This is a genomic window from uncultured Gardnerella sp. (genome assembly GCF_947280595.1).
GTDB lineage: Bacteria > Actinomycetota > Actinomycetes > Actinomycetales > Bifidobacteriaceae > Bifidobacterium > Bifidobacterium vaginale_A.
In genome coordinates this window covers 1-22,094 of record NZ_CAMYOS010000015.1, presented here as the reverse complement: position 1 = coordinate 22,094, position 22,094 = coordinate 1, and the positions used below count along the sequence as shown (strand labels likewise).

Sequence of the window (22,094 nt, the reverse complement as noted above, 5' to 3'; positions counted from 1 at the left end):
GGTGTATGATTAAATACATCGGCACGTTTAGTTTTTCTAGTTTTTCGCATTACATTAGTGTATTATTTTTTCGCATTAGTGTATTAGCAAGCGGTTTTCGCTATTCTAAAGAATTTTTGGATTTTCAATATTCATTCATGCATGTTGATTTAGCTTTTTAGTTAAGATGTTGATACTCGCTATTAGAGTTGTGAACTGATTCTAGGAGGTATTGAATGTCTTCTTCAGCGCCAATTGGAGTATTTGATTCAGGATTAGGCGGTATATCTGTTGCTCGCGAAATCAGATCTGCTATGCCTAATGAACATATACTTTATTTTGGGGATTCAGCAAACGCTCCTTATGGCATTAAAACACCTGATGAAGTTAAAAAGCTTAGTTTTTCTATAGTCGAAAATTTTGTAAAGAATGGTGTTAAAGCAGTTGTAATCGCTTGTAATACAGCGACTTCTGCTGCTGTAAAAGATTTACGAGAGTATTATAATATTCCAATTATTGGTATGGAGCCTGCTTTGAAATTGGCTTGCGACTTAGGTTGCGGTAAATCTCAACGTGTAATAGTTGCTGCAACACCTCTTACGCTCAGAGAGCGCAAATTTGCAGATTTGTTAAATCGATTTGCGTGCGAGCATACTATTTTTTCTCAGCCTTGCCCTGATTTAGTTAGAATTGTAGAAGATGGTAAATTAAACGATTGTGATTTTGTAAATTGTGCTCTTCATAAATATTTTGATTCGTATGATTTACATTCGATTGATTCAGTCGTATTAGGTTGCACTCATTTTATTTTTTATCGCGATTATTTTAGAGATTTTTTGCCTTCTAACGTTAAAATTGTTGATGGTAATGCTGGTACAATCCATCATTTGCAAGAGATATTAAGCTCTTTAGATGCGCTCGCGCCAAAATCAGAAGAGGGTAGTGTTACTATATCTAATTCAGATACTGGCAAGAGGATTAGTGAGTTAGCTCAAAGTTTATTTTTCGCAAAATAATAACTAATAATAACTCTTGCATGTTTTTGTAGCTTTTATAAAAGGTTATAGGATTTTTTTACAGGATTTTCCTGTGTTTGTGAGGTGTGGGAATTGCTTACCTCACAGGAGCTTCAACTTTTTACGAATGTTTAAATGTTGTTGCTTGTGGTAGTGAAAGTTAGATTTTAGCTTACTTTAGTTTTGTGAAGAGTTTGGATTAGGTGTAACTTTTTTTAAATACCGTTTCGCTTTTTATTGTTCGTTAAGTATTTCCCACACCTCACTAGTACACAATCTATACTTAACTTACTTAGTAAAAATCCTATAGGATTATTTACAAACTCACTACTGTTTTGCTGTTTTGTGAGTAGTGGTAATTACTTCGTAAACAAAGCTATAATTTCACTACCGTGAGTTGCAAAAATCAAAGTAACTAATACCATAATCCACACAGCATCAAGCATTAAATCATAATGCAATCGGTAATATGATTTTAACCATGGAGCCGCGCGCAATCCTACTTCTTGAACACATATAGTTGCATGAGAAAGGGAAATAAATTGCACTGTAGTTGAGAACATCAATACTAAACACCATGGGCATAATACGTTGATTACGAATAGTGATTGAGAAAACAGCCAATAAGCGTATAAAAGCGCGAATAATCCTCCTAACCAAGAAGCTGATGCAAGCCATTTTGGGAATTTCATTTTAGCTAAACCGATTATTGCGATCGTAAGAAATATTGCTTCTGCAGCGATACCAAAGAATGAGTTTGGGAAACTTAATTCTCCAAAATGTATGAATTCTGCTTGCCAAGTTTGAGCTACTTTTGAACAAGATATTGCTCCGCTAACATCGCAAGCAAGTTTTGAGTGAGGTGCTCTTGCTAAAGCTAACGTTTCTGATGAAAGAATAAGTGATGTTAATAACGCTATTGCAGAAACAATGAACATAATCCCGTAAGTCCATATGTTAGTATGCCGCCAGCCGATAAATTGAGTATTATTATTCTCTTTTTCTTCAATTAAATTAGTTTGCTGCATATGTTTCCTCGTAAAATTGTTAGAATTACGCTACATTGTGTATAAAAGTTTACATACTACAGTCTACGATAGTTATATGACTGTAATTGTTAGTAACAATAAATTTTCTAAAGATTATTCGCAAGAAGAAAAATCTTCTAATGATTGCGTAAACGATTGCGTAAACGATTGCGTAAACGATTGCGCAAATGATTCTACGGATGATTGCAACTCTTGCGGATGGGATTTGCATTGTCACACAACATATTCTGATGGAACGCAGACTCCGCAAAGTTTAATAAATATTGCTAAAAATCTTAATATTGAGGGTGTTGCCATTACAGATCATGATACGTCAGCAGGATGGGATGATTTCCGTAAAGCTGCTAACGCTGCTAATATGCCAGTTTTATATGGTTCTGAAATTACAGCAGAAGATTACGGTATTTCAGTTCATATGTTAGCTTATCAATATAATCCTCAAGATGATTATGTAAAGAAAATGTTTGAAACTACGAGGAAACGTAGAATAGAACGCACTCGTGCAATGGTTGAACGAATGAGTAAAGATTATCCGATTACTTGGGAAGATGTGTTATCTCAAGCTAGTTATGGAGAGCTTACAACAATTGGCAGACCGCATATTGCAGACGCGCTTGTTGCTGCAGGAATTTTCAAAACACGCTCACAAGCATTTTCCGGACCGGTTTCACCGTGTGGACCGTATTATATTCCTACGCCTTCGCCGACAGTTTATGAAGTTATTGACGCAATCAAACATGCAGGAGGAGTGATTATAATCGCGCATCCAGCAGATTATAGTAGAAATTCACTTTTACTTTCAGACGATCAAATTACTGCTTATGCTTTCTCAGGTCTTGACGGTTTAGAAGTTTATCATCGAGGTAATTCTTTGACTCAACGTCAGCGTCTATTAGGATTAGCAAACGAACTAAATTTGATTGTTACAGGAGGATCAGATTGGCACGGAAAAGGCAAGCCGAATCTTCTTGGGGAGGAAAAAACTAGCCGAAAAGTAGTAGATGAAATATTAAATCGCGGATATAAAATATAGCAGATAAAGATATAAGTAATTCCCACTACTCACAAAACAGCAAAATGGTAGTGAGTTTGTAAATAATGCTATAGGATTTTTTTACAAAATATGACTGTTGTTGTAAGGCGTGGGAATTACTTACCTCACAGGAGCTTCAACTTTTTACGCATTATCAAATGTTATTGCTTGTAGTAGTAAAAGCTAGATTTTAGCTTACTTTAGTTTTATAAATAGCTTGGATCAGGTGTAACTTATTCAAACACCGTTTCGCTTTTTATTGTTCGTTAAGTAATTTCCACACCTCACTAGTACACAATCTATACTTAACTTACTTAGTAAATAATCCTATAGCCTTTTATAAAAGCTACAGGATTATTATGTGATTTGTTAATAAACTAGTTCAGTGCGCCAAATCCAACAGTATGCTTTGGCGTATCTCCGATAAGAGCATAAGATAGGAACTCTTTTTGCATAAGAATCTTGCGATTATTGTTATCTGTAAGCTCAATCATTGAATCTACATTAGCATTTGCGATTATATTTCGCACTTCTTCTGCGCTTTGTTCAGTTTCAAAGTCAATAGAATCAGAACTGTTTTTTACTCCAAGTACTACTCGCATATTAATCTCCTTCTATTCATCTAAATCCGCCTTAGCATCTCTCATTGCGCGCTCTTCGCGTTCAAGCAATGGGATTGCAACAGTTTCAGGCGCATCGTCTGTTACTTCACTTTTTGTTTCAGTTAATTTTTCTTTTTCTTTATAATTGTGTTTTTTGGAATTTTCTTCATTATTATTTTGATTTTTTGAAATTTTGCTGTTATTTCCATTATCGCTATCACTGGAATTTTCGCTATTGCTTTCGATATCGCTATTGCTACTGCTTTCGCTATTTTTAATATTTGTTATAACTTGTGTTGCAATATCATCGTAGTTATTAGAAGTAGTGTTAGCTTGATTAGAGGATTGCGATTGATCAGCTAAATGTTGTTCATTTTGCGATTTTGTAGCAGATGTTTTAGATGCGCAAGACTCATTTGTGCTATCGTCTATTTGAACCACGTTCTCGTTAGTAGGATCTTTAACTTGAGTATGTCCTTCAAGTGTTATATCGCTTTCTTCAGTATTGTCACCAATAGATTGAGTTGCTGAAGATTTAGAAGCTACTTGAGTTTTGCGTTCAGATGAATAAGTATCATCGTTTACTAAATCGCCGACTGTAATAGTCGAGTCGAGCTTAGATCTACTTGCATTAGATGTTTTCGATGTTTTAGAGCTATTTATACGCATAAGTTCATGTGCAAGTCGTTCAACTTGAGCTTTGAATCGCATTATTCCAGCATTATCTGCATGTTGCAAAGCTTGTATAAAATCTCCGACTTGTTCCATTTGAAGCCATAAGTTTGCGCGAAGCATTATAAGACTATCTAAATGAGATCCTCTAACGCGCCCGTATGCAGAAAGTAAAGCATTGCGTTTTTGCTCATTTAACTTTGCGAAAATCCAAGCTAAATCTCTTGCTGGATCGTTAATTTGCATGCTCTGCCAATTGGTTATTGCGCTAATAGTAGAGCCTGAAAATAGAAAGTCACCGTCACAAAATCCGCCATGTACAGGACAAGTGTCAAATGACCATAATCCTTCTGTTTCTAATACTCTAGACCAACTATCTGTGATTTCTGAAGGAATGTGACCAGCAGCTCTCAAGCGTTTAATCCATCCTGTAAGTTGTGCTCTAATATTTCCTGTAGTAAATGAAGGATATTTTGCTCTTTGAAGGAAAGTTGGACGAAGCCTGTGTATTGCTCCTAAAGCTGTTCCAACATTAGTGCAATCGTCAGTTGTAAGTAGATTTAATTCTCTTGCACATCCATTTAGATGTGAGCAAATTAGCACAGTAGGTTCTTCATTATTAAGTTTTTTACCTAATCCTTGCATAATTTCGTAATTAAAATTAGAAGAATTAGTTTGAGAATCTTCATTTTGAGAATTGTTTTCGCTAGGTTTGTGCAATGCTCCAGGGTAAAAATTCAACATCTGATCGTATGCAAATCCCAGTGCAGCTAATCCTTTAGTTTGTTGTAATGCCCATGCTGCTCTTGCGCGATCTCGCAATCTATGACGACCCTGTGTTTCTGTGCTAACGAAGATGTCGTAAAGGCGTCCTGAAACATCTTGTATAACTGCATGGGAGATTCCCGCAGCGGCATCAGTGGCGTTTGCCTGCTCGCTTTTGCGGGTTCCAGCGAACTGTACTTCTGGCATGACCGATGAGGCCAATGCTGCTAACTTGAATCTACTTAACTGTGTCACACTCCCACAGTAATACAAAGTAACGAAATGCGACAGTTTTTGACAACTTTTATAAATTTTGTATCAATATTGTTAGCTTGATTGTTAGCTTGATTGTTAGTCTTTCGTAAATATTGTTAGCTTGATTATTAGCTTCTTATAAGTATGATTATTTTATTGATCTTCTGAGCAATATGTTTAGTTTCTGTCTAGTATGATGAACTACAAATATTATGAACTACAAGTACGTTTAACCATAGATATTATTGACTTCAAATATTATGAACTTCTGACCACAATAGTAATAAAAATTTTTATATGGCTAGAATTTCTGTCACAATATAAGTATGAGTTTTACGCAAGAGCCTGATTTATTATTGCAAGGTTTAGATGATAATCAACGTGCTGCAGCTATGTCAATACATGGACCAGTGCGTATTATTGCGTGCGCTGGAGCTGGTAAAACTCGTACTATTACTAGAAGAATTGCTTATGCTTGTGCTACTAATCAATGGGATTCTAAAGGAGTGTTAGCAGTTACTTTTTCTGTAAAAGCAGCTCAAGAAATGAGAGATAGGTTAGATAGTTTAGGCGTAAGTAGTGGCGCTCGAGTTTCAACTTTTCATTCAGCAGCATTACAACAAATACGTAGAGTATGGGATGATGTGTGTTCTGCTCCTTTTCCGAATATAATTGACAATCCACGTAATATATTGCGAATAGCGGCATCTAAATGTGAAGGATTATCTGATATTCCTCCTGTTTATATTAGGGATATTATGTCGGAAATAAATTGGGCAAAAGTATCTCTTGTAGCGCCTAAAGATTACGAAAAAGTCTGCTCTATAATGCATCGAACTGTGCCTGCTGGGCTGGAGGCTCAAAAATTTATTGATATATATGAATCATATGAAAGAGAAAAAAATAATAATAATTTTATAGATTTTAATGATTTATTATTGCTTGATTGCCATATTATTGATGCTTTTCCTCAAGCTGCTCGTAAAATACGTGATTCTATTAAATGGCTTACAGTTGATGAATATCAGGATGTTTCTCCGCTGCAGCATGAACTTTTACGATTGTGGTTGGGCGAAAATAGAAATATTTGCGTAGTTGGTGATCCTGCTCAGACGATTTATTCATTTGCTGGTGCAAGTAGTTACGATTTATTGCAATTTCCAAAAGAATTTGCACCTCTTAATGCGGATATTAGTTTAGACACAGATTATCGATCTACTGAGAGAATTGTTGGATTAGCTAATCGTGTGCTTTCAGCATCTGATTATTCGAAAGATTACGTTAAGATGCGTGCTTTAAGTAAAGGTGGAAAACGTATTTCTAAGAAAGTTTTTCTTAGCGATAAAGATGAAGCGTTAGCTGTTGCTCAAACTATTATGTGCATGGTCCGTGATGATAAAGTTGTGCCAAGTGATTGTGCAATATTGACTCGAACTAATGCTCAGCAAGATGTTGTATGCAATATGTTACGAAATATTGGTTTGAGTGTTAAAGTTCGTAACGACATGAGTGTTCAAAGAACTGTATTAGATAATGCTGAATTGCGTGATTACGAGAATTCTAGTGAGAGCAATAGTGAAAGTGTTAGTGAGGATTCTGGCGTAAATTCTGGTGAAAATAATGGCGTAAATTCTGGTGAAAGCGCTAGTGAAAATTTGCAAATTCCAGATTTGCCTTTAAGTGTTTCAGAAATAATGAATAGCGTTCCACATAGTGAAGAATCGCGTATGCAAATACCTGTGAATGTGTCTACTATACATGCGTCTAAAGGTCTTGAATTTAAACACGTATTCATTATTGGATGTTCGGATGGGCTTATACCTTTTGGTACATGTGATGAAAATAGTGAAAATCTTGAAGAAGAGCGGCGACTTATGTATGTAGCTATTACAAGAGCAGAAAAGACGCTTCAGCTTTCGTATGCTTTACGTAGAGAACTTGACGTTGGAGCAACACGTAGTCCAAGTAGATTCTTATCGTAAATTTTTGAGCGCACTGAACTTTGAATTCTTAAATGTCTTGAATTCTTAAATGTCTTGAACTTTGAACGCAAGTTTTAAGAATTATTTATTAGGCATTGAATGTCTTAATTTTGTATAAAAAATCCTGTTTTATACATGTTTTTAGTATTTTAGCTGCTACCTATGCCTTCTGCGTTTTTATTTATATAATTTGTTTTACAGAATCATCCTATTGGTTGTTGCTGAGCTCTCGGAGTTTCTCTCATCGCAAGATTTTTACATTGCTCTAAGAGAAACTCCGAGAGCTCTTTGCATGTTTAGTCTTTTAATCTTCGGTTAATCACTGAGATTTTTCGATTTTTCTTCTTCATTCGATGAATCACCATCAAAGATGCTGAGGTTCATCTCATTCAGGGCGAAAAATCTTAAATCTCTGCCTAACTAATAGCAAAGCATACGTTGTAAAAAATCCTCTATACTCTTTTGCACTCGCTGTGTTTATGCGTTGTGCTGATATAGTGCTAGTTATTTCATAATTTTCGCTTTTTCAATTAGCATTGTTATCAGTGTCGCTATTCTAGGTTGTTGTCGTCTTTATTTTCGCTTTTGCTGTCATTATTATTATCATTGTTATTGTTATCAAGATTCTTATTGGCGCAATTATTAGAATCTGAATTATTAGAATCTGAATTATTGTTATCGTTCTTTTCAGAATTCATATTTTCTAATAGCTTACTTAATTCATCATCCCAATTGATTGAATCCAGGTTATCCAAGTCTTTCAAGTCTTTCAGGTCTTTTAGATTTTCAGAATCCTTTTCCTTTTTATCTTCATTTAGATCTGTAATACTTTCAGAATTATTTATATCATTTGCATTTGTATCTGTGTTGTTTTCTGTGTTGTTTTCTGTGTTGTTGTGATTTTCGCAATTTGTATTTTCGTTTTTTGGATCGATATTAGATATTTGTAAATCGTTTTCATCGTTAGAAGAAATCTCAGATTGCGAATTAGTTGAATTAGTTGAATCAGTTGAATTAGTCAGAGAATCGTTTTCATGCAATTCTGGCAATAAATCTGGATGAGCCCACAAGGAATCGCGTTTTTCTATTCCATTTTCTTGGGTGATTTTTTCCCACAAATCAGCTGCCTCGCGCATGCGCTTAGGTCTTAGATTAAGTCCAAGCAATGATTCAAAAGTCACTTCTGCAGGACCTCCTGCAGCTCGTTCGCGTCTTGTCATTTCGCGTAATTGATCTATGTGAGGAATGTGAGCCATTCCTGCTCGCCACGTTACGCAATCAACCCATCCTTCTGTTAAAGCTAATAAAGTTTCAAAACTTTTCAAAGCTTGTTTTTGTTCATCTGAATCGTTATTTCCAACTTTAGAAAGATTAACAGCTCCGCTAATTGCTTCAGGATTCATTGGATCTACATCGCGTAATTGATCTTCCATTGCATCTAAATCAATATTTATTCCATTAGAATACTTAATTATTAGCGCTTCAAAACGTGTCATAAGCCAAGGAACTGAAGCAAATAATCTAGCGTGAGCTAATTCTCGTAAAGCAAGATAATCCATTACTTCTGTAGTATTTAATCCCCAAACTTTAGCGTAATCAATGCAATTATATGGTATTAATCCGCCTGCTGGATTCTTTAATAGTGCAATACCTTGATCAAAACTTCCATGTACTTCGTGAGATAAAGCTCCAGCAGCAGAACCCAGTTGCATTGCAAAGCTTGTGTTTGCTAGCAATTTCATAAGTTGTACTGGATTATTCATTCCTTTTGGCAGGGGGATAGGTACAACTCCGGCAAAAACTCCAGAAATTTCAGCATCGTCAATATCTGAAAAGCGATTTGCAATAACTGAAGTAAAAGCATCGCTTATAGCGCGCGCAACAGGAGTAGCAAATTTAATCCATGATTCAATAGTTCCTTCAACCCAATTTCCGCGCGAAAGAATATCGGGATTACCTGGAGCAGGATTAAAATTGGTCGTTATATCTAGCCATAAATTTGCTTTACTTATTGATCTTCTTAGCCCGTCTGCTACATCTGCATTAACTGAACTATTGTCTCCTGTAGCTTGCTGTAAAGCTAGTGATTGCGCGAGTTTAGCGTTAATAGGACCTTTTTGAAGTGTATCGGTCATTTCTACAGGTGAATTTAATCCTCCATCACTGAAAGCTTGCATCATAGTGCGAACTTCTTCTGGATTAGGAAGATCGTCTGGCTTTTGATTCATCAACTGGTTTCGTACTTCAAAAGGTAGCTGATTTAGCTGTTGCCATGCTTCCTCGCCTTGCACAGGACCAAAGCATTTGATAAGCCATTGACGAATTTCTTCTTCATTCATTTAAGTGTCCTCGTTAGTTATGCTAGCTAATCGTGATTTATATTGATACACTTCTACTATTCTACTAGATAATTTATACCTTGCTTTTAATTACATTATTTGACATTTTAGATTATTTTTTCTGTGCATGAATATTTGTGTAGTAAATATATCTATAATAAAAGTGAATATTGATGTATCAAATATATTCATAATAAAAGTAAATATTTGTGTAGTAAATATATCTATAATAAAAGTGAATATTGATGTATCAAATATATTCATAATAAAAGTAAATATTGTTCGTACAAAAGAGTACTCTAAAAGTGTGCTAATGATAGATTTAAACGATTAGTAATAACTGTTATTTTGCATTATTAAAACAAGTTGGTTTTAACTATGCAATGATTTTATTTGAGTGTAACAATGAATTGTTATGAAAAGAATTGAATAAAATCAAGAATTAAGGTTGTATGTAAAAAATTAAGAATTGAAATAAATAATCAAACAAAAATTAAATATGTGCAAGATAGCGATTTTGATACTTTCAAAACAAAATGCGTATATTCTAATTCGAAAAATGCATATGTTTTGAAAGTTTCAACATTGTTTATTTTGCATGTATGTTTTAGTTATAAGTAAGGAGGAATGCTTAGACGTGCAAATAGTAATTTGAATATTTGGATTGCTATTGGATGCATGAATCTACAGCTTATTATGGAAAAGATACAAACGCTTTTAGAAGCGAAAGAATTAGGATTAAAACGATTTAGAAAATCACCATTTTGTAACGTTTCATTAAAAGTAGAGCCTAATCAAATTGTTGCAATATCTGGAGAACATGGTTCTGGAAAATCAGCGTTATTGCTTACATTATCCGGATATATGAAATTTACAAGCGGTTCTCTTAAAATTGCGGATATAGATCTTCCTCACCATTTAATGCGATCTAGAAACTATGTTGGCTTAGGCTTATTTGCTGGAATTAACGACTTTTATAAAACTCAAACTATAGAGGAAGCGTTAATAAGCGAATTAAAACTTGCAAGTAAATCGCCAATATTTAGAGAGCAATACAAAAATAATATTGAAGATTGTATTGCACTCAAACAATACGCGTGCGATGTATTAACATACTGGAAAGTGCTTTCTCCTCTAAATACACAAGTTGGAGAGTTGACTCCATGTGAACTCATGAGATTAGGTATAGCATTAGCGCTATTAAAGAAACCATTTCTGCTTTTTGTTGACAATATTGAGTCAGAGCTTACAAGCGAGCAAAGCGATTCGCTTATTAAAGATATTCGTTCATATGTAAGTCAAAATTATTGTTCTTGTCTTGTAAGCGTTTTGCAAAGCGAGTTAGAAAAACAAGCAGATCAAATTATTTCACTAAGCAATGCAAAAGCTAATAGTGTGAATAATCGTAATTTGTTAAATGAGGGTGGTAATGATGCGCGCTAATACTATTTCTCTTGCATTTCGTGAGCTTAATAATTCTATAAAAGGAAATGCTCGTAAGTTAGTAATCGGAACTGTAGCTTTAATACCACTTTTGTATGGTTCTCTTTATTTGTGGGCGTTTACTAATCCATATAAAACATTAGATACTGTGCCTGTTGCTGTTGTAGTAGAAGATAGTGGTGCAGTAATTAACGGAAAAATGCGAAATATTGGGCATGAAATCAAAAATCGTTTGGAAAATATAAAAGATGGAAGTCAAGGATTTCAATGGAATTTTGTAGATAGTTCAAAGGCGGATAAAGGTCTTAAAAATGGCGATTACTTTATGGTCGCAACTATTCCATCGTCTTTTAGTAAGTGCATTGCTTCAGCTGAATATGACACGCCAACTAAAGCAAAACTTCATGTGAAATACGATCAAGCAAGCAATATGCTTGCATCCCAGATTGGCAAAACAGCTTTTCATACTATGCGTAGTGAAATTAGCGAGGCGATTACGGAAGAATACTGGGAACATATGTTTACAAAAGTAAACTCTGCTTCTGATTCGCTTGGTGTTGCTGCAAACGGTGCTGGCAAATTACATGAAGGTTCAAAATCTTTGCAAGCCGGAATCAATAAGCTTGCTGATGGTTCAAATAAACTTTCTACTTCGCTTAGAAGATTGCAAAGTGGATTAGGAGAGCTTCAAAAAGGTGCGGATACTCTTACTCATGCAAATGCGCGCAGTAAAGAAGGAGCGCAATTATTAGCTCAAAAAACGCAAGATTTAGCAAACGGAGCTAAACAATTGAGTGATGGAACACAAAAGTTATCTGCTGCAACAGACGAGTTTTATGAAGGAGCTCAAAAGCTTGTTGATTCTAGTAATGAATTAGAAGAACATGTTAAAGCAGGTAGCGCTCAAGCTAAGGAACAGCTTAAAGCTTTGCTAACTGTATCTCAAAGTTCTGATGTAACTAAGAGTGATGTGCTTGAAGCTTTGCAAAGTTTAGCTAGTGGGTTGAACGAAAATTCTAATCTTTTACAAACTAATCTTTCAGCTCTAAGCGCTGGAGCAGATAAGCTTTCTCAAGGAAGTTTAAGAATAAAGGACGGTGCTGACGCTCTTATGCAAGGCATGGAGAAAGTTAATGTTGGTTCAAATAAGTTAGTTGCTGGCACAAATAAGCTTGCTGACGGTTTGACTCAAGTAAGTAACGGTAGTGAGAAGCTAAATAGTGGCGTGAATGAAGCTGCACAAGGTTCTACGAAAATAGTGAACGGTTCTAATCAGCTTAATTCCGGTGTTAAGAAGCTATCTGATAACACTCCAAAGCTTGTTGATGGTGCTAAGAAATTGCATGACGGGCTTAAAAATGCCCAAAAGTCTGGAAAATAAACGGTATTGTTCAAAAAAGTAAGATGATGAGCGCTCCAGTTGCTTTGGAAGAACACGAGTATTCGCACGTTGAAAACTATGGAACTGGATTTGCTCCTTACTTTATTTCAATCGGTCTTTGGGTCGGTGCTCTTATGGCTACTTTTGTTTTAAGAGTTATGGATAGGCGAGCGATACTAAATGGCATGAATCCATTTAAGAGTACTCTCATAAGTCTTACGCCGTTTGTGTTTATGGCGATTGTGCAAGCAGTTATTCTTATGGGTGTTGTTCATGGAGTGTTAAAATTGCAAATCGACAACGTTTTTGCATTCTATGCGATCGGAATTGTGGCAGCTATAGCGTTTATGGCTATTATGCAAATGATTATGTCTGTATTTAAGATACCTGGAAGAATTGTTGCTATTGTGATACTTATGTTGCAAATCACTAGTTCTGCAGGAACATTCCCGGTGCAGATGACGCCATCATTCTTTAGAACTGTTCATCCTTACTTGCCTATGACGTATTCGATTATGGGATTGCGTCAGGCTATGGCAGGTAAAAATAGTAGTGAAATAGTTTCTGGAATTTGGATGCTAGTGCTCTTTGGAGTAATTGCTATTGCGATTACAACTGTTGTTGCTTACATGAAACGTACAGTTACTATGGTCGATTTGCATCCTGTGATTACGCTTGAGCCATGAGTTGAATTTGGTTAGTGTGCTGGTTGTTAGTTGAATTAAGCTGGTTGAATTAAGCTGGTTGTTAGTTGAATTTTGTATTTGCTGGTGCTAACAGGATTTGGTTAGTGTGTTGACAGGATTTGGTTAGTTTGCTGGTCTTAGTTGACTTCAGCTAGTTGTTAGTTTTAGTTGAATTAAGCTAGTTGAATTTTGTATTTGCTAGTTGAATTTGCTTAAACGCGTAATCAAATAATATAATCAAATAGTGTAGTTACATAGAAGAATCAAATAGTGTAATTATATAGAAAGCTAGGGCTCCTCTTACCCCTTAATCTCGTAACGAGTTGGTTTGAGGGTATGACTAGCTTTCGTTTTTGGAAGTATCGTTCTTTACGAGTTATTGTCTAAATCTGGGTTATTCTTAAAAACATTTGGTTTGGGAAATAATTTAAGCATTGGAAACATTGGGATTTACTACAAAAAACGCCACTGTTTTAGCAGTGGCGTTATTGCGTTTGTGGAGTCGCGGGGAATTAGCATTTAATAGTCGCTAATACCTTATTTTTCTAAGAGTTTTATAGAATAACGTTTTAGTACCAATGCGCTCAATATCGCCTTATCTTGTGTTTTTGTGGTAATATTAACAAGATATTCTGTAAAATATATTTTACTCTTGTATGTGTAATAAGTTTGTTGAAAGGAGATTAAATATGAAAGCTTTAGATATAGCATCAATTTTTATTGATCGATATGGAAAAACTCTAGCATTAACCAATCTCACTTTGAATAAACTAGTATATTTTGCGCAGGTGGAATCGTTGCGTAATAATCCTGAGTGTCCGCTGTTTACGGATGAGATTCAAGCTTGTGAATATGGTCCTGTAGAACCTAGTGTTTATAACGAGTTTAAGCAGTTTGGGCGAAATCGTATTTTCAATGCGCCTAATCATGAAACCAGCCAGTATGCTGATTGCATTGTAGATACTGTTGTTGAAAAATATGCTTGGATGAATGCGTTTGATTTAGTAAATTATGCTCATCGTGCTGGCGGTGCGTGGCGTAATGTGTATGATGCATCGCGCAATAAGCCGATTCTTGTACAGAATATTCTGCAATCGTCAGATGTTACTTCGTATCCTGCTAAGAAAAATACGTTTATTAGTGCTGTAGATGCTGTAAAAAAACAGTATCCGAATACTTTGCGTATCCTTGGTGACGCATGAGCCAGTATGATGCTCTTGTTTGGGACGAGGAACAGATTATTGCCTTCGCAGGAATAGTGTGTTCTATTCAACGAGAGATTGTTGATACAAGCCAAGGACTGGCTACTGTTAAGCAAGAAGTTCAGGTCAGTGTTGAAAATGTTTTGTATTCTTCATTTGCGATTATTTTTGATAAATATCCAGCTGATCGAAATAATTATACGGATATTTTTGACCAAATTGCTGATTTTGCTACGCATCTTGCCAAAGATCTATTTTCCCTGATGCCAATAAGCGTACAACAGTATTAACGTGTGTAGCTTTACTTCGCAATAATGGGATTATTCTTGATATCGAAGATAGTGTAAATCCTTTTGACAATGATTTATATAAGTGGATTCAGAATATTGTTGAAGGTAAGATTGCGCGTGCGAGTTTAGCTGAACAGTTACGCTCGCACGCACATTTATTATCGAATGAATTTAATTATTAGATAAAATTTCGAACAGTCGAGGTGTCTTGGGAATCAGAATTTCTTTACTTTATTATAATTATTATGTTATAATAATATTGTAATCAATAGAAGAAAGGAGGATGATGAAAGATATCTTGGAAATCATAAAGCTGATTCTTGAAATCTTAGCAATAGTAATAACGCTCATTGCAACATTTAAGAAGAAGCGATAAAGAAAAGGGTTCCAACCAGACTTATTGGCTAGAACCCCACTTTCCAAGATACTTCATCAAAACATTATGAGCAAGAAATACTTGTATATTATTGCGAGTGTGTTAAGTTCAGCAGCATCACTCTTAGGTATTGCTATAGCGTCAACATTTGTTAATTATGCAAGTGGCGTTGTGTTTGCAGTATTATCGCTTGCGCTAGCTTATAGAGCTGGAGGTGAAGATCGATGATAACGTACATGAGTTTTACTGATATAGCAAATTATTTAAATGTTACAAAAGGAGCTTTAGCACATTATAACTTACCAGAGCCAGATGCTATGGTTGGCAAGGCGCGCGGTTGGAAACGTGAGAATATTGAAGCTTGGAACGCGAGCCGTCCGGGGCATGGCGGACGACCTTACAGCCGTGAGTGCGACCAATAAACGCGTCTGGATCTGGAAAATCGTAGTTGTCAAGCGTAATAGTTTTTACGCCAATAAGCTTAGCAACTTCCGTATAACTCAAATAACGCTCATTCATGTTACTTTTTACGCTTTCTTCCAGCGTCTAACGCGCATACGGCACTGATTACAGCACAGCCGGTTATAAGCCAAGGCGAAAAATGGCACCATATTCCAGCGATAATAACAAGTGAGAATATAGCTGATACTATTGCGTCTAATTTCATAATGAGCCTGCAGTATAGTGGGTAGTGAGTCCCGGACACCTCGATTGTTCGGGACTCTTTATTTACTCATTGCGTTTGTGGAGTCGCGGGGAATTGAACCCCGGTCCGGTGACCGTACCCTCGGTCTTCTACGTGCGTAGTCTGCTTGCCGTTCGGCAGTTTTTCTGCCCCCATGTTATCGCAGACAATTCATGGCGAGCATATCTACAGTAAAAGTCCCTGAATTGCCCTGCAGCTCGGCAATTCAAGCAAGTCTTCTAATGACGTTCAGCACCACTCCGAAGACGTGAGTGGGTGAACGGAGCGGCTGCTCACTGGTTAATCCTGGCGCGAAGCTCAGGCAGCGAGAGCGAACTCAGTGCGATTAGATTTAGCACTTATTCTTTTGCGAAAGGACGTTTACGAGTGGACTTTCGCATTCTCGGCACGCTTCCCCGCGGCGAACAGATCGCCGTCGAAACCGATCGACCCCTTTTGAATTTTCAAATAATCGTCATTATAATGCAAATATTTTATACGTTGTTATAATACAAAACTTTTATGCATTAAATCACACTTTTTCATAATACAACATTTTATGCATGGTTGTCATGTGGGTTGTCATGTGGGTTGCGATGCATGGTTGTGATGTGGGTTATTACGCGTTGGTTGTTATGTGTGGCTGTTACCGTGTGGGTTGTGATGAGGGTTGTGATGAGGGTTGTCATGTGGGTTGTAATGTGTGGTTAATTATTTCATGTTGTGTTAAACATTTCATGCTTAGTTGATTATTTTGTATGTAGTTAAATATTTTGCGTATGGCTGATTATTTCATGCGTAGTTGCAATTCGTTGCTACTGAAAAATTAATATAAATATATAATTTACAAAAATATGCTTGGGGGGGGGGTATAATACTCAAGGACATGTTTGCGATATGTTATGTTTAAGTTATTAGTAATTATTCGCTACCATTTATTTTATTACATGTGAGTGCAATATAAACAAATGTTTATTTTTTGCATGTATACTGTATACTAGTGCAGTGTGTATGGGCTATAGTTACGCACTGGCTTGAACATGGCGAACTTAAGCATAGCGAACTTAAGTATAGAGTGAACTTAAGAGTATAGTGTTTATTTACTTTAAAAGTGGTTGTTCTAAGGAGAAGAACGGTGGGTCGTAAAGGTTTGCACAGTGAAGCATACAAAAAGCAACTCCGCAAGGCTGAAAAAGCTAAGTCTGAGAGTACTTCTAGTGCTTTACATCGCGGTGTTGCAGGCGTTGCTGTTGCTTCTACTTTGGCAATGATGCTGCCAACAGTTTCAGCTGCAGCATTACAAGCTAATAAGCATGATGAAACTCCCGAGGCTCATATTGTTAGCAGTGCAGGTAAGAATAACGCTCAATCTAAAGAGCTTAATATGCTTCGCTGGGGTGCTGGAGTTCGCAATCAGAGCGCACAAACTAAGAGATTAGTGCAGATTGCTCGCAAAGATATCGAAGCTAAAAAACTTGAGTATGCTAAACAGTCTAAACTTGCTAACTTGTATAAGAATGATGAGCATGCTGAGAATCTTGATCAAGATGATAATTCTACAGATTTAGACAATAATCGTGTTTTGAACTCTGTGCGCTCAGCGGAAAATCAAGCTCTTAAAGCTCGGGCAATTGAGAATCAACGCGCTGCAAATAATACGTCTGAAAATCATCCAGAGGATAATAAGCAACCAAGTGCGCAGCCTACAACTGAGCAGAATTCAAGTATGAAGCCTGAAAATGGTGAAAGTGCGCATCCTGAATCTCCGTCTGTTGCCACTGCAGGTAATACAACTGCACCTTCTGTAACTTCAACAGGTACAGAATCTAACGCTGGTTCTGGAACTGCAGCGACCCCAAGTACAGATACAACTGCACAAGGCAATACACAAGGAAATACACAAGGTTCGCAAGGCAATGCACAAGGTACAAATGCAAGCGTAACAGGCGAAGGTAAAAGCGTTACGCCTTCAGCTTCTGGCTCAGCGTCTTCAGAGCCTACTTCAGCTTCTGGCTCAGCTCCTGCACCTGCTTCTACATCGAACGCTGGAACACCGTCCACTGGCACACCGTCCACTGGCACAACAAACACTGGCGCAGCAAACGCAGCAACTGATCCAAATAGCCAGGTAATTAAGCCGAATGAGCAGAATCCAACGGCTGATGACCAACAAACTGCCAACGAACAGGTGCAAACTGACAAAAAGCCGGAAGTCACGTACAATTTGCAAATTCGCTACACTATTGGTGGCGCTGCGAATAAGCAGCTTGTGCAGCCGTATGAGCTTACGATTGATAAAGACGACTTCGATAATCTTGGCAAAAATGGCAAGTATGACTATATTAAGCTTCCAAAGTCTGCTGGATACCGCCCGTCCGTATATCATTCAGGCACATACAAGTACTACATTCAAAACGATAAAGGCGAGTACGTTATTGACGATGGCACGGATGCGGATGCTGTTCGCTACTTGCGTATAGACAAAAATCTTATTAAAGAATACGCTGTGAAGAGAAGGCAGGCTGTTGAAAGCAACAATAGTGCGCAAACTTCGCAGAATACATCGTCTTCGCAGTCGGGTTCAGACAATGGCATTCAGTACTACGGCGAGTTGAACATCAACTACGCTCCTAAAACAGCTAAGTACTATGTGCGTCACTTGTTGCAGCAAATTGACAATAAGAACGAGTTTAAGGAAGCTGCAAATCTTGGTATTGGTAAGGTTATTATACCAAAGCACAGAGTGAAGAATCCTGTAACAAAAAAGTACGAATATAAGGACGGGGATCCTATTCACGTCACTGAAGTTACTGGCACTGTTGGCTCAGATGTGAGCGCTATAGCTTTGTATATTCCAGGCTACGAACCAGAGCACAATCTTATTAGCTCACCGCTTTCGGATTCGGATAGTGAAAGCGACAAGCTGATTTTGAACCTTCGCTACTACCGTAAGGCTTACGATGTTACTTACGACACTGATGGTGGCACGGATGTTACTGCTCAAAAAGTGTATTACCAGCAACTTGTACCACCAGTTAAAGATCCAACTAAGCGCGGATACACGTTTAAGGGTTGGTCTGTAGTCGATCCTAGCAAAAAGAGTGATCCGCTTTATGATGAGAATACTATTGTTTCTCTTGATGACTACAAGATGCCGGATCACAATGTGCAATTTCGCGCTAATTGGGAAGCGAACAATACTACCAGCTACCGCGTGAATGTGTGGGTGCAAAAGGCAGATTTGGTTGATAAAGAGCATCCAGAGTCGCTTGCAAATTACGACTTTGTTGGTCTTGTTGAGCGCAAGAATATTAAGACAGATAGTGATGTTGCGCTTAATAATATGGATGATGCTGGCGTTGCTAAGGATACTAGTAAGCTTAATGGCAAAAGCGTAGATGATTATGTAGAGGACCCGGAACTCGGTTTAACTAGAGAAGAGCTGCAGGGTACAGAAGCGAATGACCACGAAGACGGCTTAATTGCAAAGTTCAACTGGATGAACGATACGCATGTAACAAACTTGGATGGGTATGATACTGAGCATCCTGGTGATTCTAAAAACAAGGGTAAGGATTTATTCACGCGCTACTTCCATGTGAATAAGAAGCTTACTAAAAGATTCACAAAAGATACTAATAATACAAGCAATAAGCTTTCTGCTAACGACTTAGATAATACTTTTGATTTAGTTTACGACCGCAATACTTACGAGCTTATTTTTGCTAAGCCTGCTGGCGTAGATAGGGGTGACAATGTTGCTATAAAAAGACTTGACGAAAACGGCAAAACAACTATTTATTGCTATGCTGGCGGTGGCGGTTGCTCAGATAAGTATGAAGGTAAAGATGAGACTGATGATGGCGCTAAAATTAACCATAAAGGCTACCGCGTAAATGTTCGTTACGGTCAAAAGCTTACTGATATTTGGCCTGATGTAAATGAATTATATTTTAGTAAAGATGGAGAAGGCTCTCTTGGATGGCAAATTGGATATGCAGGAGATATAAAGTATCGTGACACTCCACCATATCGTTTTACTAAAGAAGAATTTGCTGACCCTAGCTGGCGTGCTGTTTTTAAAAAAGATCAAAAAGACAAAGTAGCACCTAGAATTAGCGATGACCCTGAGAAGACTCCTCAAACTACATACGAGTTAAAAGATAATCAGCGTCTGCTTACTGCTGATAAAAGTAATCAAAGTCAGCCTATACAGGTGATTATTAGGAAGCAAAGTATTGCCTCTGCTAAAAAGGGTGGTGACATAAGCGAGGATGATTATGAGCTTTCTACCGATTCTTATAGCAAAGATGATACTCCTAACGATAGCTATGATTATCCAGCTCCATCTATTGCTGGTTTTAATCCTGCTGATGGATATGATAAGACAAAAGTTGGTGATGCCCTTGATGAAGGAGACTTTGAAGAGAATCTGGAAGAGTGGTATAACGAATCTCATGCTCATGGGGATTGGGATGATTTAAGTGAGGATGAGCAGAAAGCTTTTGCTAAAAAGTATCATTTAGAATTTCGAAAGTATAGGGGCGTTCCAGTAGATGAACAAGAAAATTATCACGGTGATGAACAAGAATTTAATGATAACAAACCACTTGAGTTTAGGTACGACCGCCAGTCGTACGATGTGCAGTTTTATAATGCGGACGGCAATGCTATAACAAAAGACAATGTCGCTGCTAAAGATAACCTGCCGTTTGAGTATAGCTTGACTAAGCGCGGCAAAAAAGATTTGACGGGCGAAGACGAAAAGTTATACGGAAACGATACGTCTTACGATGCTTCTGTAACTAAAGACGATGCTAACGATACGTCTAAGAAGTTAGATGGCAAGTATACTTTCACGCTTAATGGCATTAAGTATTCAATCATTCGCCCTGATTACTTGCCAAAAGACTACGTGTTTAAAGGCTGGGCTCTTGATCAGGCTGGCACTCGGTTTATAAATGGCGAAGACAAAGATATTACAGTGCCAGTCAATGGCATTAAGCTTTACGCTGCGTGGGGTCTTCCAACAAATATTCAGCACACTGTAACTCTTGACTACCAGATGCATGAGATTGGCGAAGACGGAAAAGAGGGACCAAACGTAATTAAAACGTTTATGTGTAACCACAACGATCCTATTCACGAAAATGATATTAAAATTCCAGTGCGCAAAGGCTTCGACTTCTACGGCTGGGAGCTTGTTAAAAAGGGCAATGAGGTAGTAGAAGCTAATACTCCTTACGCTTTTGGAAACAAAGTAGTCGAAGATATAACGCTTAGAGCAGTGTGGGTTCAGGATACTCGCTACAACGGCACTTTTACGCACATATTCTTAAAGCCTGGTTACACGTTTGCTGACTATAATAATGCTGCTGATGATACAGCCAAAAAAGCTATGGTAGACCACGTTTCTACTCAAACGGTTTCCGGCTTGCGCGAGCATTTGCGCTACAATGCTGAAGCAGTCTACAGCGATGAAACGCACTTCCCGGATAAGCATTTCACGAGCTTTGAAGCATCGAGTGATGAAACTGATAATACTGGCGAGTTTGTGTACCAAACGTACAATACGCGCAAGTATAGGGTTCGCTATGTAACTATTGAGAATGGCAAAGAAAAGGATCTTCTTCCAGAAAGCGAAGTCAGCTCTGTAAATCGAAAGTACGATGTAGCGTTCTACAAGCCGATCGAAGGCTTTATGCCTAGAACTACGCAGCAGAAAGTTTTGTATAGAATTGGCAAAGATGGCAAGCAGATTGGCGAAGATACATTCAAATTTGTATATGACGATGTTCGCGTGCTTAAGCGCCAGGATGATGCTCAGCATCGTCCGGATCGCTACACGCGCTACGTGTTTAAAGTGGATGATAACCAAAGCTCTATGGGTAGCGTTGTTGACTGGCAAGGAAACAATGTAGCTGACGGCTCTGCTCTTGTGTACGATGCAATTAAGGGCACGAAGGCTTACCAGATGCCGCTTCCAACAGTGGAAGCGAAGCCTGGATTTGAGTTTGATGAATGGACTTCGAAAATCGGTTCGTCTGCTCCTGGTTCTACGGAGCTTCAGTATTCTACTGGCGTAAATCGTTTGCCGATTCGCTCCGAAGAGCAGAACAGCCCTGAAGTAATTTACATTGCTAAATTCAAGCTAAAGGCTCCTGTTGCTGCAGCTCCGCAAGTGCTTACGCCACTTGAGAATATTAGTACTGAAAGTGGCGAGTCTGCTAAGAAGCTTATAACGAATGCTGATGAGTATCCAGAGGGTGCTACGTTCTCATTCGCTGATGGCGCAACATTCGACAGCACTCCAGGCTTGCACAAGATTAAAGTGCAAGT

The 22,094-nt window shown here is 37.6% G+C and carries 13 protein-coding genes, 1 other RNA gene and 1 pseudogene; 10 read left to right on the top strand and 5 right to left on the bottom strand.

The features are described from left to right. Positions 1 to 215: 215 nt before the first annotated feature. Entirely contained in the window at positions 216 to 995 is a 780-nt protein-coding gene (gene murI, locus Q0X59_RS05060; protein ID WP_297643594.1) for a glutamate racemase, read from the top strand. A gap of 359 nt (positions 996 to 1,354) precedes the next feature. On the opposite strand, the gene Q0X59_RS05055 is transcribed toward murI, so the two are convergent. Continuing rightward, entirely contained in the window at positions 1,355 to 2,023 is a 669-nt protein-coding gene (locus Q0X59_RS05055) for a vitamin K epoxide reductase family protein (RefSeq protein ID WP_075523453.1), read from the bottom strand. A gap of 76 nt (positions 2,024 to 2,099) precedes the next feature. On the opposite strand from Q0X59_RS05055, the gene Q0X59_RS05050 reads away from it, so the two are divergent. Beyond that, positions 2,100 to 3,077: a PHP domain-containing protein gene (locus Q0X59_RS05050; protein ID WP_082266248.1), complete on the top strand. Its 978-nt coding sequence runs from the start codon at positions 2,100 to 2,102 to the stop codon at positions 3,075 to 3,077. Positions 3,078 to 3,454: 377 nt separating this feature from the next. Here the strand turns inward: Q0X59_RS05050 and Q0X59_RS05045 are convergent, their stop codons facing one another. After that, a complete protein-coding gene (locus Q0X59_RS05045; protein WP_075523452.1) occupies positions 3,455 to 3,679 on the bottom strand; it encodes a DUF3107 domain-containing protein in 225 nt (74 codons plus the stop codon). A gap of 12 nt (positions 3,680 to 3,691) precedes the next feature. After that, entirely contained in the window at positions 3,692 to 5,323 is a 1,632-nt protein-coding gene (locus Q0X59_RS05040; protein WP_297643610.1) for a phosphotransferase, read from the bottom strand. A gap of 374 nt (positions 5,324 to 5,697) precedes the next feature. Here Q0X59_RS05040 and Q0X59_RS05035 point away from each other — a divergent pair, with 374 nt between their 5' ends. Continuing rightward, on the top strand, positions 5,698 to 7,353 hold the full coding sequence (locus Q0X59_RS05035; protein WP_297643589.1) for an ATP-dependent helicase: 1,656 nt from the start codon (positions 5,698 to 5,700) through the stop codon (positions 7,351 to 7,353). 551 nt (positions 7,354 to 7,904) lie between these two features. Here Q0X59_RS05035 and Q0X59_RS05030 read toward each other — a convergent pair. Then, positions 7,905 to 9,692, bottom strand: a complete 1,788-nt coding sequence (locus Q0X59_RS05030) for a zinc-dependent metalloprotease (RefSeq protein WP_297643587.1) — start codon at positions 9,690 to 9,692, stop codon at positions 7,905 to 7,907. Positions 9,693 to 10,388: 696 nt separating this feature from the next. Between Q0X59_RS05030 and Q0X59_RS05025 the strand changes: the two genes are divergently transcribed. From Q0X59_RS05025 to Q0X59_RS05000, 6 genes and pseudogenes are all read left to right on the top strand, one after another. Continuing rightward, the gene (locus Q0X59_RS05025; RefSeq protein WP_297643608.1) at positions 10,389 to 11,135 is read left to right on the top strand and encodes an ATP-binding cassette domain-containing protein; all 747 of its coding nucleotides are present in this window, start codon (positions 10,389 to 10,391) and stop codon (positions 11,133 to 11,135) included. Then, a pseudogene (locus Q0X59_RS05020) lies at positions 11,125 to 13,202 on the top strand (YhgE/Pip domain-containing protein). The gene Q0X59_RS05025 and the pseudogene Q0X59_RS05020 overlap by 11 nt, the downstream one beginning before the upstream one ends. 689 nt (positions 13,203 to 13,891) lie before the next feature. Continuing rightward, positions 13,892 to 14,404: a type II toxin-antitoxin system antitoxin SocA domain-containing protein gene (locus Q0X59_RS05015; RefSeq protein WP_297643585.1), complete on the top strand. Its 513-nt coding sequence runs from the start codon at positions 13,892 to 13,894 to the stop codon at positions 14,402 to 14,404. Next, entirely contained in the window at positions 14,401 to 14,694 is a 294-nt protein-coding gene (locus Q0X59_RS05010; protein ID WP_297643583.1) for a hypothetical protein, read from the top strand. The genes Q0X59_RS05015 and Q0X59_RS05010 overlap by 4 nt, the downstream gene beginning before the upstream one ends. Positions 14,695 to 15,136: 442 nt before the next feature. Then, positions 15,137 to 15,298 (top strand): hypothetical protein, encoded by a 162-nt coding sequence (locus tag Q0X59_RS05005; RefSeq protein WP_297643581.1) that lies wholly within the window; start codon positions 15,137 to 15,139, stop codon positions 15,296 to 15,298. Beyond that, the gene (locus Q0X59_RS05000) at positions 15,295 to 15,492 is read left to right on the top strand and encodes a transcriptional regulator (protein ID WP_075523446.1); all 198 of its coding nucleotides are present in this window, start codon (positions 15,295 to 15,297) and stop codon (positions 15,490 to 15,492) included. Before Q0X59_RS05005 ends, Q0X59_RS05000 begins: the two co-directional genes overlap by 4 nt. Positions 15,493 to 15,812: 320 nt before the next feature. On the opposite strand, the gene ssrA is transcribed toward Q0X59_RS05000, so the two are convergent. Then, positions 15,813 to 16,209, bottom strand: a transfer-messenger RNA (tmRNA) gene (gene ssrA, locus Q0X59_RS04995). Positions 16,210 to 16,890: 681 nt separating this feature from the next. Between ssrA and Q0X59_RS04990 the strand changes: the two genes are divergently transcribed. Then, a partial coding sequence (locus Q0X59_RS04990; RefSeq protein ID WP_297643578.1) for an InlB B-repeat-containing protein occupies positions 16,891 to 22,094 on the top strand: 5,204 nt, incomplete at its 3' end.